Below are 13,521 nucleotides of genomic sequence, written 5' to 3'. Positions count from 1 at the left end.
TAGAAAAAGAAAAAGGGTAGCCAAGGCTACCCTTTTCCTATTTGACGCTGAAGTCCCTGGGGACTTCGCGGCTTAGCCGCCGTACTTCTTGCGAACCTGCTGGACCGTGCGCAGTTGCGCTGCGGCTTCGGCCAGGCGGGCTGCGGCGGAGCTGTAGTCGAACTCTGCACCTTTACCTTGCAGAGCCTTTTCAGCTTCCTTCAGTGCGGTCTGGGCAGCCGCTTCATCGAGGTCACCTGCGCGAATCACGGTGTCGGCGAGAACCTTGACCATGCTCGGCTGTACTTCGAGGAAGCCACCGGAGATGTAGTACACCTCCTGCTCGCCACCCTGCTTCACCAGGCGGATCGGACCCGGCTTGAGCTCGGTGATCAGCGGCGCGTGGCCCGGAGCGATACCCAGATCGCCCAGGGAGCCGTGCGCTACGACCAGCTCGACCAGACCGGAGAAGATCTCCGCTTCGGCGCTGACGATGTCGCAGTGGACAGTAATAGCCATACCCTTGCCTCACGTAAGCGCCCGTTGCCGGGCGCACGGATTACAGCTTCTTCGCTTTCTCGATGGCTTCTTCGATGCCGCCGACCATGTAGAACGCCTGCTCGGGCAGGTGATCGTAGTCGCCGTTGAGGATGCCTTTGAAGCCAGCGATGGTGTCCTTCAGGGAGACGTATTTGCCCGGCGAGCCGGTGAATACTTCAGCCACGAAGAACGGCTGGGACAGGAAGCGCTGGATCTTACGAGCACGGGCCACCAGCAGCTTGTCGGACTCGGACAGTTCGTCCATGCCGAGAATCGCGATGATGTCCTTCAGCTCCTTGTAGCGCTGCAGAACGTACTGCACGCCACGAGCGGTGTCGTAGTGATCCTGGCCAATGACCAGCGGGTCCAGCTGACGGGAAGTCGAGTCCAGCGGATCAACTGCCGGGTAGATACCCAGCGAGGCGATGTCACGGGACAGTACGACGGTGGCGTCCAGGTGGGCGAAGGTGGTCGCCGGGCTCGGGTCAGTCAGGTCGTCCGCGGGAACGTAGACGGCCTGGATCGAGGTGATCGAGCCTTTCTTGGTGGAGGTGATGCGCTCTTGCAGAACGCCCATCTCTTCGGCCAGGGTCGGCTGGTAACCTACTGCCGAAGGCATACGGCCCAGCAGTGCGGATACTTCGGTACCGGCGAGGGTGTAACGGTAGATGTTGTCGATGAACAGCAGTACGTCACGGCCTTCGTCACGGAACTTCTCGGCCATGGTCAGGCCGGTCAGTGCAACGCGCAGACGGTTGCCCGGCGGCTCGTTCATCTGGCCGTAAACCAGGGCTACCTTGTCCAGTACGCCGGAATCCTTCATCTCGTGGTAGAAGTCGTTACCCTCACGGGTACGCTCACCCACACCAGCGAACACAGAGTAACCGCTGTGCTCCATGGCGATGTTACGGATCAGTTCCATCATGTTTACGGTCTTGCCTACACCGGCACCACCGAACAGACCGACTTTACCGCCCTTGGCGAACGGGCAGACCAGGTCGATAACCTTGATGCCGGTTTCGAGCAGGTCGTTGCCGCCAGCCTGGTCAGCGTAGGACGGAGCGTCGCGGTGAATACCCCAGCGCTCTTCTTCGCCGATGGGACCGGCTTCGTCGATCGGGTTGCCCAGCACGTCCATGATGCGGCCCAGGGTCTTGGTGCCGACCGGGACGGAGATGGCTGCACCGGTGCTTTCCACGTTCAGGCCACGCTTGAGGCCTTCGGTGGAACCCATCGCAATGGAACGAACCACGCCGTCGCCCAGCTGCTGCTGAACTTCCAGGGTGGTTTCGACGCCCTGAACTTTCAGGGCCTCGTAGATGCTCGGCACGGCATCGCGCGGGAATTCCACGTCGATCACGGCGCCGATGATTTGAACGATACGTCCGCTACTCATGTCTGGTTCCTCTGAATTTTGAACCTGTTCTTACACCGCGGCAGCGCCGCCGACGATTTCCGAGATTTCCTGGGTGATCGCCGCCTGACGTGCCTTGTTGTAGATCAGTTGCAGACCACTGATCAGATCACCGGCGTTGTCGGTAGCGTTCTTCATTGCAATCATCCGGGCCGCCTGCTCACAGGCGTTGTTCTCAACCACGGCCTGGTACACCTGGGATTCCACGTAGCGCACCAGCAGGCCGTCGAGGAGGGCCTTGGCGTCGGGTTCGTAGAGGTAGTCCCAGTGGTGCTTCAGCTCGGCATTGTCCTCGGCCACCAGCGGAATCAGCTGTTCCACGGTCGGCTTCTGGGTCATGGTGTTGACGAACTTGTTGGAAACCACGTACAGGCGATCGATACGACCTTCCAGGTAGGCATCCAGCATGACCTTGACGCTGCCGATCAGATCATTGATCGACGGCTCTTCGCCCAGGTGGCTGATAGCTGCAACTACGTTGCCGCCATAGCTCTTGAAGAAGGATGCACCCTTGGAGCCGATCACGCAGAGATCGATCTCCGCGCCACGATCGCGCTGCCCGCTCATGTCCTTGACGAGAGCCTTGAACAGGTTGATGTTCAGGCCGCCAGCCAGGCCACGGTCGGAGCTCACCACGATGTAGCCGACGCGTTTTACTTCACGCTCGACCATGAACGGGTGACGGTATTCCGGGTTGGCGTTGGCCAGATGGCCGATCACCTGGCGAATGCGCTCCGCGTAGGGACGGCCGGCCGCCATGCGCATTTGTGCCTTGCGCATCTTGCTCACCGCCACCTTTTCCATGGCATTGGTGATTTTTTGCGTGCTTTTGATGCTCGCAATCTTGCTGCGAATCTCTTTTGCGCCTGCCATTTCACACCTATCGGTTTAGCAGGCGGGGGCCGTTAACGACCCCCGCTGCGGCTTACCAGGTTTGGGTGGCCTTGAACTTCTCGATGCCGGCCTTGATGCCAGCGTCGATTTCGTCGTTGAAGTCACCCTTCTCGTTGATCTTCGCCAGCAGAGCGGCGTTCTCACGTTGGAAGTAGGCGATCAGCGCTTGTTCGAAGGCGCCCACCTTGGCGATCTCGACGTCCTGCAGGAAGCCACGCTCGGCGGCATACAGGGACAGCGACATCTCGGCGATGGACATCGGCGCGTATTGCTTCTGCTTCATCAGCTCGGTAACGCGCTGACCATGTTCCAGCTGCTTGCGGGTCGCGTCGTCCAGGTCCGAGGCGAACTGGGCGAAGGCCGCCAGTTCACGGTACTGGGCCAGCGCGGTACGGATACCACCGGACAGCTTCTTGATGATCTTGGTCTGGGCCGCGCCACCCACACGGGATACCGAGATACCGGCGTTGACGGCCGGACGGATACCCGAGTTGAACATTGCGGATTCCAGGAAGATCTGACCGTCGGTGATGGAGATCACGTTGGTCGGAACGAACGCAGAAACGTCGCCAGCCTGGGTTTCGATGATCGGCAGGGCGGTCAGGGAACCGGTCTTGCCTTTCACTTCGCCGTTGGTGAACTTCTCTACGTACTCTTCGGAAACGCGGGAAGCGCGCTCCAGCAGACGGCTGTGGAGATAGAACACGTCGCCCGGATAAGCTTCGCGGCCCGGCGGACGGCGCAGCAGCAGGGAGATCTGGCGGTAGGCTACGGCCTGCTTGGACAGGTCGTCGTACACGATCAGGGCATCTTCACCGCGGTCGCGGAAGAATTCGCCCATGGTGCAACCGGAGTACGGAGCCAGGTATTGCAGAGCGGCGGATTCCGAAGCACTGGCAACGACCACGATGGTGTTGGCCAGGGCGCCGTTCTCTTCCAGCTTGCGTACGACGTTGGCGATGGTCGATTGCTTCTGACCGATGGCAACGTAGACGCAGCGGATGCCGCTGTTCTTCTGGTTGATGATGGCGTCGATGGCCAGAGCGGTTTTACCGATCTGACGGTCACCGATGATCAGCTCGCGCTGGCCACGGCCAACCGGGATCATGGCGTCGACCGACTTGTAACCGGTCTGAACCGGCTGGTCTACCGACTTACGCCAGATCACGCCCGGTGCCACTTTCTCGACTGCGTCGGTCAGCTTGGCATCGATCGGGCCTTTGCCATCGATCGGGTTACCCAGGGCGTCGACAACGCGACCCAGCAGTTCCGGACCAACCGGTACTTCCAGGATGCGGCCGGTGCACTTGGCGTTCATGCCTTCTTTGAGGTCCTGGTATTCACCCAGTACCACAGCACCGACGGAGTCTTGCTCCAGGTTCAGCGCCATACCGTAGACGCCGCCCGGGAATTCGATCATCTCGCCATACATGACGTCGGCCAGACCGAAGATGCGCACGATGCCATCGGAAACACTGACGATGGTGCCTTCGTTGCGCGCTTGCGAGGCGACGTCGAGTTTCTCGATGCGCCCCTTGATGATTTCACTAATTTCGGAAGGATTGAGTTGCTGCATGCCGCTGCCCCTTCAAACTCAAGATTTCAACGCTTCGGCCAGTTTCGCGATTTTGCCGCGCACCGAGCCATCGATTACCAAGTCACCGGCGCGAATTACCACGCCGCCGATCAAGCTCGCGTCTTCCGACGCATGAAGTCGCACTTCGCGACTGAGCCGGGCGCTGAGAGCCTTGGCGAGTTTGTCCTGCTGTTCCTGGTCCAGGGCGAAGGCACTGGTGACCTCGACCTCGACCAGCTTTTCCTGCTCGGCCTTGAGCTGCTCGAACATCACGAAGATGGTCGGCAGGAGGTCGAGCCGCTTGTTTTCAGCCACAGTCCGGACGAAGTTCTGGGCCGGAGCATTGAGCTTGTCGCCACACACGTCGATCAGCGCGTCAGCCTTGGCTGCCGCGGTCAGCTGGGGCTCCTTGAGCAGCTGGCGCACGGTGTCGTCCCGCGACACTGCAGCCAGCACACCCAGAGCAGCGGACCAGTCGGCCAGTTGCTGATGAGCCTGGGCGTACTCGAAAGCCGCCTTCGCGTATGGACGAGCCAATGTGGTCAGTTCTGCCATATCGCCCTCTGCTTAGATCTCGGCGGCCAGTTGATCAACCAGCTGCTTTTGCGCGTTGGCATCGATCGAAGCACCCAGGATCTTCTCGGCGCCGGAGACAGCCAGGGCACCCACTTGGGCACGCAGGGCGTCTTTGACGCTGTTGAGTTCCTGTTCGATCTGGGCCTTGGCCTGAGCGATCATGCGATCACCTTCACCACGGGCCTGATCACGGGCTTCGTCAACGATCTGGTTAGCGCTCTTCTTCGCCTGCTCGATGATTTCGGCTGCCTGAGCCTTGGCTTCGCGCAGTTGCTGACCCGCTTTCTCGTGAGCCAGTTCCAGGTCACGAGCCGCGCGGTTGGCAGCGTCCAGGCCGTCGGCGATCTTCTTCTGACGCTCGTGCAGAGCCGCGATGACCGGAGGCCATACGAACTTCATGCAGAACAGGACGAAGATGGCGAACGCGATGGCCTGGCCGATCAGAGTTGCATTAATGTTCACGCCAATACCTCGCTCGTTCGTTGTTCAGTCACAGATTCCCGCGTTGCGGAAATTACTGGGCAACCTGAGCAATGAACGGGTTAGCGAAGGTGAAGAACAGAGCGATACCAACGCCGATCATGGTCACGGCGTCGAGCAGGCCGGCGACGATGAACATTTTGACCTGCAGCATCGGAACCATTTCCGGCTGGCGAGCAGCGCCTTCCAGGAACTTGCCGCCCAGCAGGCCGAAGCCGATGGCGGTACCCAGAGCGCCCAGACCGATCAGCAGAGCAACGGCGATAGCAGTGAGTCCAACTACAGTTTCCATTTTTCCTCCCGACTTTTTTGTCGTGTTGGTTAAAGGTGAAGCAAGTTAAGGTGGTGAAGCTCTTCTTTCACCCCCTCCCATCCGGGAAGGGGCGTACAGAATCTTTGGATCAGTGGCTGTCTTCGTGCGCCATCGACAGATAGACGATGGTCAGCATCATGAAGATGAAGGCCTGCAGGGTGATGATCAGGATGTGGAACACGGCCCACGCCCAGTTCAGCACGACGCCCATGCCGCCCAGCCAGAGGATGCCGGAACCGAACATCACGGCGATCAGGATGAAGATCAGCTCGCCGGCGTACATGTTGCCGAACAGACGCAGTGCCAGGGATACCGGCTTGGCGATCAGGGTCACGAATTCCAGCAGGAAGTTCACGGGGATCAGGATGATCTGAACCACCATGTTGCTGCTGTGGAACGGGTGCAGGGTCAGTTCGCCGAGGAAGCCGCCGATGCCCTTGACCTTGATGCTGTAGAAGATGATCAGCGCGAAGACCGCGATCGACATGCCGAAGGTGGCGTTCGGATCGGTGGTGGCTACGGCGCGGAAGAACAGGTGCTCGTTACCGGTGACCGCCTGGGCCGCGAGCGGCAGGAAGTCCACGGGCACCAGGTCGATCAGGTTCATCAGGAAGATCCAGACGAACACGGTCAGCGCCAGCGGTGCGATGAGCGGGTTACGGCCGTGGAAGGTGTCCTTCACGCTGCCGTCGACGAACTCCACGAGAACTTCGACGAAGTTCTGCAGGCCGCCAGGTTGACCGCTGGTGGCCTTCTTGGCTGCCATGCGGAAGATAAGGATGAACACCAGGCCGAGGAATACGGACCAGCCCAGGGTATCAACGTGGAATGCCCAGAAGCCCATTTCCTTGGCTTGTTCGGCGGTGTGGGCGAACCCCCAGGAACCATCCGGCAGACGACCCAGGGTCAGGTTCTGCAAGTGGTGCTGGATGTAACCCGAAGCGCTTTCTGCTGCCATGTTTGCCTCAATCGCTCTAAGGTCTTGTAAATGTGTTTCGCATCAGCAGGGGTGCAAACCAGCTGACCGCGAGGGTCAGCAGGTAGAGGCCGAACAGCGCCAGTGGCGCCAGGGGCTTCACACCTGCAAACGTCAGTGCGAAGAGCACTGCCGTCAAAATCAGTTTTCCCGCCTCACCGGCATAAAAGGACCGGACTATCAGCTGGGCAGAACGCGCGCCGCTGTAGCGGAACGCCTTGCGAGCAAAGTACAGATTCGGCAACCACGCAATCAGGCCCCCGAGCAAACCGGAATAGCCTGCGACCGATCCCCGTGCAAACCACAGGACTGCTGCACCGATAAGCAGCACCACCAGCTGGACGAGCAACAGGCGAAAAGCCGGTTGTTGATGGAAGGGCAAACGATCGGGCTTGCGGGGTTCCATCTTCAGCTCACAGTCCTCTGGCGTCGGCGTCACAAATCAATAACTTGGCATACTTTGTGCCGACAAAATTGCGCGCAGAGTATAGGGGGCTGCAGGCCCCCCGTTCAACCGTCAGGTAGTGATTTCCGACGACCCCTACATGCTACGTTCGTATCAACGTATGTGGGCGAGTACGCCTTGAAGCTCGTCGAGGGAGTTGTAGCGGATCACCAACTGGCCTTTGCCCTTCTGCCCATGGCGAATCTGCACCGGAGCGCCCAGGCGCTCGGCCAGGCGCTGTTCGAGGCGACTGATGTCCGGGTCGGTCCTGACCGCTTTGACAGGTTCCTCGGGGGCATTGAGCCACTGGCGCACCAATGCTTCAGTCTGACGCACGGTGAAGCCGCGTGCGACAACATGTCGCGCACCCTCAACCTGCCTGTTTTCGGGCAATCCAAGCAAGGCACGGGCGTGGCCCATTTCCAGGTCGCCGTGGGACAGGAGGGTCTTGATCTCTTCCGGCAGGGCGATCAGGCGCAGCAGGTTGGCCACGGTCACGCGGGATTTACCCACGGCGTCGGCGACCTGTTGCTGGGTCAGCTGGAATTCCTGCTGCAGTCGCTGCAGCGCGGCGGCTTCCTCGATGGGGTTGAGGTCCTCGCGCTGGATGTTTTCGATCAGCGCCATGGCGATGGCGGCTTCGTCCGGTACTTCGCGGACCATGGCCGGGATCTTGTCCAGGCCGGCCTGCTGGCTGGCGCGCCAGCGGCGTTCACCGGCGATGATCTCGTAGCGGCCCTTGTCGATCGGGCGCACGACGATCGGCTGCATCACGCCCTGGACCTTGATCGACTGGGCGAGTTCTTCGAGGGCCTGCGGGTCCATGTCGCGACGGGGCTGGTACTTGCCGCGCTGGATCAGGTCCAGCGGCAGGTGCTGCAGCTCCTTGCTGTCCACCTGAACGGCTTCTTCCTGCAACGTAGCGGCGCTGGAGCCACTGAGCAGGGCATCCAGCCCGCGTCCGAGACCTCGTTTCTTGGCGGCCATGCGGGTTCCTTAATCTCTTAGGCGGGGGCGGTGGTGCGGGCGGCGCGCTGACGGCGCACCAGCTCGCCGGCCAGCGCCAGGTAGGCGAGGGCACCGCGCGATTGCTTGTCGTAGACCAGCGCCGGCATGCCGAAGCTGGGTGCCTCGGCCAGTCGCACGTTGCGCGGGATCACGGTGGTGTAGAGCTTGTCGCCGAAGTGCTCCTGCAACTGCGCGCTGACATCGTTGGTCAGGCTGATGCGCGGGTCGTACATGGTGCGCAGCAGACCCTCGATCTTCAGCGCCGGGTTCAGCCGCTCGGCGATGCGCTGGATGCTGTTCATCAGGTCGGTCAGGCCCTCCAGTGCGTAGTACTCGCACTGCATCGGGATGATCACGCCGTCCGAGGCGGACAGGGCGTTGACCGTCAGCATCGACAGCGACGGCGGGCAGTCGATGAGGATGAAGTCGTAGTTTTCGCGAATCGGCGCCAGGGCATGGCGCAGACGATGTTCCTTCATGTCCATTTCCAGCAGCACCACTTCAGCCGCGGTGAGGTCGCGGTTGGCGGGGAGCAGCTGGTAGCCGCCGTGCTCGGAGAACTGCATGGCCTGGGCCAGGTCGCATTCACCGGTGAGCACGTCGTAGATGGAATGGTCCAGGGACAACTTATCCACACCGCTGCCGGTGGTGGCGTTGCCCTGTGGATCGAGGTCGATCAGCAGCACGCGTCGCTTGGTGGCGACCAGCGATGCCGCGAGGTTGATACAGGTCGTGGTCTTGCCGACGCCGCCCTTCTGGTTGGCGATCGCGAATACCTTAGCCATGGTTTTCCCCACTCCCCGTCATGCAGTGCGGCGCAGTATCAGCAGATGGCGCTGGCCTTGGCAACCCGGCACCGCCAGAGCGCGTTCGGCTTCGACCCGGAAATCTTCCGGGAGTGCCGCGAGCTCGTCGCTGGGGTGTACGCCTTTCATGGCCAGCCAGTTGGTCTGGGTGTCCCCCAGGTGGCGCGTCCAGTTGGTGAAGTCCTCGAGGCTGCTGAAAGCCCGCGAGACTATGCCATTGAACGGCAGCTCCGGTTGGAAGGCCTCCACCCGGCTGTGGATAACCTGCAGGTTGTCGAGCTTGAGCTCCAGCTTCACCTGGGTCAGGAAGCGGGTCTTCTTGCCGTTGCTGTCCAGCAGGGTCAGCGACTTGCCGGGGAACAGGATGGCCAGCGGGATACCGGGCATGCCGCCGCCGCTGCCGACGTCCAGCCAGCGCTCGCCACCGGCAGCTTCGAACTGCGGGACGATGCTCAGGCTGTCGAGCAGGTGGCGGGAGACCATTTCATCCACATCGCGCACGGCGGTGAGGTTGTAGGCCTTGTTCCACTTGGCCAGCAAGGCCAGGTAATCCAGCAGGCGCTGCTGGGCGGCTTCGTCGATATCCAGGCCGAGCGTCTGGATGCCACGCGCGAGTTCTTCGGCGTGGCGGGCAGTGACCAGGGACATCAGGCGCTCTGCTCCAGCTGACGACCGGACGAGCGCTTTTTCAGGTGGATCAGCAACAGGGAGATCGCCGCCGGGGTCACGCCCGGGATGCGCCCGGCCTGACCGAGAGTCTCTGGTCGTGCGGTGCCCAGCTTGAGTTGGATCTCCTTGGACAGCCCGGAGATGGACGCGTAGTCGATATCCACAGGCAGGCGGGTATCTTCGCTGGCTCGCAGGCGCGCAATTTCTTCCTGCTGGCGATCGATGTAGCCGGCGTACTTGGTACGGATCTCCACCTGTTCTGCGACCTGCGGGTCTTCGGCACCGGCGCCGGTCACTTCGGCCAGGCTGAGGTAGTCGATTTCCGGGCGGGCCAGCAGGTTCAGCAGGTTGTACTCGTGAGCCAGCGGAGTGCCAAAGCGCTCGGCGATAGCGTCGCCCTGCGGCGTGTTGGGGCGAACCCAGGTGCTCTTCAGGCGCTGTTCCTCGCGCTCGATGCCTTCGCGCTTGGCTTCAAAGACAGCCCAGCGCTCGTCGTCGATCAGGCCCAGTTCGCGGCCTTTCTCGGTCAGGCGCAGATCCGCGTTGTCCTCGCGCAGGATCAGCCGGTACTCGGCGCGCGACGTGAACATGCGGTACGGCTCCTGGGTGCCGAGGGTAATCAGGTCGTCGACCAGTACACCGATGTAGGCCTCGTCGCGACGCGGGCACCAGCTTTCACGGCCTTGCGAGCGCAGCGCGGCGTTGGCGCCGGCGAGCAGCCCCTGGGCGCCGGCTTCTTCGTAGCCAGTGGTGCCGTTGATCTGGCCAGCGAAGAACAGACCACCGATGACCTTGGTTTCCAGGCTGTACTTCAGGTCGCGCGGATCGAAGTAGTCGTACTCGATGGCGTAGCCCGGGCGAACGATGTGCGCGTTCTCCATGCCGCGGATCGAGCGGACGATATCCAGTTGCACATCGAAGGGCAGCGAAGTGGAGATGCCGTTCGGGTACAGCTCGTGGGTGGTCAGGCCCTCGGGTTCGAGGAAGACCTGATGGCTGTCCTTGTCGGCGAAGCGATGGATCTTGTCTTCGATCGACGGGCAATAGCGCGGGCCGACCCCTTCGATAACGCCGGAGTACATGGGCGAGCGATCGAGGTTGGACGCGATGATCTCGTGGGTCCGCGCGTTGGTGTGGGTGATCCAGCAGCTGACCTGGCGCGGATGCATCTCCTTGGAGCCCAGGAAGGACATCACCGGGATCGGCGTATCGCCGGGCTGCTCGGTCATCACGCTGAAATCGACGCTGCGGCCATCGATGCGTGGCGGAGTGCCGGTCTTCAGGCGGCCAACACGCAGCGGCAGTTCACGCAGGCGGCGGGCCAGGGCGATCGAGGGCGGATCACCTGCGCGGCCGCCTGAGTAGTTCTCCAGGCCGATGTGGATAAGTCCACCGAGGAAAGTGCCGGCGGTGAGTACGACGTTATCCGCATGGAATTTCAGACCCATCTGGGTCACTACGCCGCGCACCTGATCCTGTTCGACGATCAGGTCATCACAGGCCTGCTGGAATATCCACAGGTTCGGCTGATTCTCCAGGATCTCGCGCACGGCGGCCTTGTAGAGAACGCGGTCAGCCTGGGCTCGGGTCGCACGGACTGCCGGGCCTTTACGGCTGTTGAGCACACGGAACTGGATGCCGCCTTTATCGGTGGCCAGTGCCATGGCACCGCCCAGCGCATCGATTTCCTTTACCAGATGGCTTTTGCCGATCCCACCGATGGCGGGGTTGCAGCTCATCTGGCCAAGGGTTTCCACATTGTGGGTGAGCAGCAGCGTCTTCACGCCCATGCGTGCGGCCGCTAGTGCGGCCTCTGTGCCGGCATGGCCGCCGCCGATCACGATCACGTCAAAACGGGAAGGGAAATCCACCACGCACCTCGTGCCTGTTGATCAAGGAGAAAGAAGAGAGCCGGACAGTATAGGGGGTAAGGGCTTTCGATTGAAGGCACCTGAACAAAAAATAGCCAACGGGTCCTGTTCACCTCTATAGAAATTAAAAGAGAGGAATCTTTTTAAATCTTTTTAGAGCTTGTGTTTATGTATGGTGAAGCCGTTTTCTGTGGATAACCCACTCAAGGCCAAGTAACTCCTGGGTTTCAGAGCCTAACAACCCTGTGCCGATTCTGTACGTTGGCAGGGGATCTCCCGTGTCTAGCTTGTGGATTAAGTGCATTGTTATCAACAGGTGGATTTATCCACTGGATGAGGCAGGGTTTGTTAACGTATCTGTACGCGACTTTTCCACAAGGTTCACGGAGGCCTGTGGAATGTACTATTTATGCTCTGTAAGCCACGTATATCGGGCCTTCTGTGGAGTCTATGGCTGTGGATAGCTGATCCTGGCGCTGATTGCCGGGCAGCCGGAGGCGCGGTGACGGGATGGACCCGTTACCGGCAGGGAAAAACAGCGTTGTGGATTACTTGCCGATGCAGAAGCTGGAGAAAATGCGTCCCAGCAGGTCATCCGGCGTGAAGGTACCGGTAATCTCGCCCAGGGCTTGCTGGGCCTGACGCAGGTCTTCGGCCAGCAGCTCGCCCGCGCCGCTCAGGGTGAGCTGTGCGCGGCCGTGCTCGAGGCTGTCTCCAGCCAGGCGCAGGGCCTCCAGATGGCGCCGGCGCGCGCTGAAACTGCTCTCTGCGGTCTGCTCGAAGCCCATGCAGGCCTTGAGGTGCTCGCGCAGCAGTTCCAGGCCATTGCCGGAGCGCGCGGACAAGGTGATGGTGACGTGGCCGTCAGAACTCTCTTCGAGCCCGATGCTCTCTGTGGATAAATCCGCCTTGTTGCGAATCAGGGTCACATGTGCCGGATCCGGGCGACTGTCGAGGAATTCCGGCCAAAGCGCGAAGGGATCGCTGGCTTCCGGCGCAGTGGAATCCACCACGAGGAGGACTCGATCCGCCTCGTTGATGGCCTTCAGGGCGCGTTCCACGCCGATTTTTTCCACATGGTCATCGGTGCTGCGCAGGCCGGCAGTGTCGATGATGTGCAGCGGCATACCGTCAATGTGGATATGTTCGCGCAGCACGTCGCGGGTGGTGCCGGCGATATCGGTGACGATGGCCGCCTCACGCCCTGCCAGGGCATTCAGCAGGCTGGATTTGCCGGCGTTGGGACGCCCGGCGATGACTACCGTCATGCCGTCACGCAGCAGCGCTCCCTGACCTGCCTCGCGCAGCACCGAGGCGAGTTCCGCGCGTACTGCATCCAGTTGCGAGAGAACATGGCCGTCGGCGAGGAAGTCGATTTCCTCTTCCGGGAAGTCGATGGCAGCCTCGACATACATGCGCAGGCCGATCAGCTGGTCGGTGAGGTTATGCACACGCTTGGAGAACTCACCCTGGAGTGAGCGCACGGCGTTGCGTGCGGCCTGCGCGGAGCTGGCTTCGATGAGGTCGGCAATGGCTTCGGCCTGGGCCAGGTCGAGCTTGTCGTTGAGGAACGCGCGCTCGCTGAACTCGCCGGGGCGGGCCTGGCGGGCGCCCAGCTCGAGGCAGCGCTGCAGCAGCATGTCCATCACTACGGGGCCACCATGGCCCTGCAGCTCCAGCACGTCTTCGCCGGTGAAGGAATTCGGGCCGGGGAAGTACAGCAGCAGGCCTTCGTCGATGACCTCGCCATCATCAGCGTGGAAAGGCCCGTAGTGGGCATAGCGTGGTTGGGGCTCGCGGCCGCTCAGGGTGATCGCCATGGTGCGCGCACGAGGACCGGAGACACGGACGATGCCCACCCCGCCACGGCCCTGGGCGGTGGCGACGGCGGCGATGGTTTCACGGGCTGCATTCATGTCGGCGGTCTCGCGGTTGTTGTCGTGGCTCGCGGCAAGGCAAAGTTATCCACATAGC

The 13,521-nt window shown here is 61.5% G+C and carries 14 protein-coding genes; all 14 read right to left on the bottom strand.

The features are described 5' to 3' along the window. Window positions 1-72 precede the first annotated feature (72 nt). Window positions 73-498, bottom strand: a complete 426-nt coding sequence (locus tag IB273_RS29520; protein WP_045213789.1) for a F0F1 ATP synthase subunit epsilon — start codon at window positions 496-498, stop codon at window positions 73-75. Window positions 499-538: 40 nt separating this feature from the next. Further along, window positions 539-1,915, bottom strand: coding sequence for a F0F1 ATP synthase subunit beta (gene atpD, locus IB273_RS29515; protein ID WP_045213787.1), 1,377 nt, complete (start codon window positions 1,913-1,915; stop codon window positions 539-541). 30 nt (window positions 1,916-1,945) lie between these two features. Beyond that, on the bottom strand, window positions 1,946-2,806 hold the full coding sequence (gene atpG / locus IB273_RS29510) for a F0F1 ATP synthase subunit gamma (RefSeq protein WP_017518839.1): 861 nt from the start codon (window positions 2,804-2,806) through the stop codon (window positions 1,946-1,948). A gap of 52 nt (window positions 2,807-2,858) precedes the next feature. Then, window positions 2,859-4,403: a F0F1 ATP synthase subunit alpha gene (atpA, locus tag IB273_RS29505; protein WP_045213785.1), complete on the bottom strand. Its 1,545-nt coding sequence runs from the start codon at window positions 4,401-4,403 to the stop codon at window positions 2,859-2,861. A gap of 18 nt (window positions 4,404-4,421) precedes the next feature. Further along, a complete protein-coding gene (locus tag IB273_RS29500) occupies window positions 4,422-4,958 on the bottom strand; it encodes a F0F1 ATP synthase subunit delta (RefSeq protein ID WP_017518841.1) in 537 nt (178 codons plus the stop codon). A 12-nt stretch (window positions 4,959-4,970) separates the two neighbouring features. Further along, entirely contained in the window at window positions 4,971-5,441 is a 471-nt protein-coding gene (locus IB273_RS29495) for a F0F1 ATP synthase subunit B (protein ID WP_081518994.1), read from the bottom strand. A gap of 52 nt (window positions 5,442-5,493) precedes the next feature. After that, entirely contained in the window at window positions 5,494-5,751 is a 258-nt protein-coding gene (atpE, locus tag IB273_RS29490; RefSeq protein WP_003457994.1) for a F0F1 ATP synthase subunit C, read from the bottom strand. A 109-nt stretch (window positions 5,752-5,860) separates the two neighbouring features. Continuing rightward, window positions 5,861-6,730 (bottom strand): F0F1 ATP synthase subunit A, encoded by an 870-nt coding sequence (gene atpB / locus IB273_RS29485; protein ID WP_017518843.1) that lies wholly within the window; start codon window positions 6,728-6,730, stop codon window positions 5,861-5,863. A gap of 16 nt (window positions 6,731-6,746) precedes the next feature. Continuing rightward, window positions 6,747-7,154 (bottom strand): F0F1 ATP synthase subunit I, encoded by a 408-nt coding sequence (locus tag IB273_RS29480; protein WP_081518993.1) that lies wholly within the window; start codon window positions 7,152-7,154, stop codon window positions 6,747-6,749. 153 nt (window positions 7,155-7,307) lie between these two features. Continuing rightward, window positions 7,308-8,180: a ParB/RepB/Spo0J family partition protein gene (locus IB273_RS29475; RefSeq protein WP_081518992.1), complete on the bottom strand. Its 873-nt coding sequence runs from the start codon at window positions 8,178-8,180 to the stop codon at window positions 7,308-7,310. A gap of 17 nt (window positions 8,181-8,197) precedes the next feature. Next, entirely contained in the window at window positions 8,198-8,986 is a 789-nt protein-coding gene (locus IB273_RS29470; protein WP_024765005.1) for a ParA family protein, read from the bottom strand. An 18-nt stretch (window positions 8,987-9,004) separates the two neighbouring features. Continuing rightward, on the bottom strand, window positions 9,005-9,655 hold the full coding sequence (rsmG, locus tag IB273_RS29465) for a 16S rRNA (guanine(527)-N(7))-methyltransferase RsmG (RefSeq protein WP_192210494.1): 651 nt from the start codon (window positions 9,653-9,655) through the stop codon (window positions 9,005-9,007). Continuing rightward, window positions 9,655-11,547, bottom strand: a complete 1,893-nt coding sequence (gene mnmG / locus IB273_RS29460; RefSeq protein WP_081518990.1) for a tRNA uridine-5-carboxymethylaminomethyl(34) synthesis enzyme MnmG — start codon at window positions 11,545-11,547, stop codon at window positions 9,655-9,657. Before mnmG ends, rsmG begins: the two co-directional genes overlap by 1 nt. Before the next feature lie 548 nt (window positions 11,548-12,095). Then, window positions 12,096-13,463 carry a tRNA uridine-5-carboxymethylaminomethyl(34) synthesis GTPase MnmE gene (gene mnmE / locus IB273_RS29455; RefSeq protein ID WP_192225656.1) on the bottom strand — a complete coding sequence of 456 codons (1,368 nt, stop codon included), beginning with the start codon at window positions 13,461-13,463 and terminating at the stop codon, window positions 12,096-12,098. Window positions 13,464-13,521: the final 58 nt, after the last annotated feature.

Origin of the sequence: Pseudomonas sp. PDM19, assembly GCF_014852215.1 — a bacterium.
In the GTDB taxonomy this organism is placed as follows: domain Bacteria; phylum Pseudomonadota; class Gammaproteobacteria; order Pseudomonadales; family Pseudomonadaceae; genus Pseudomonas.
The sequence above is the reverse complement of the archived record's forward strand: the minus strand, read 5'-3'. Positions and strand labels throughout refer to the sequence as shown.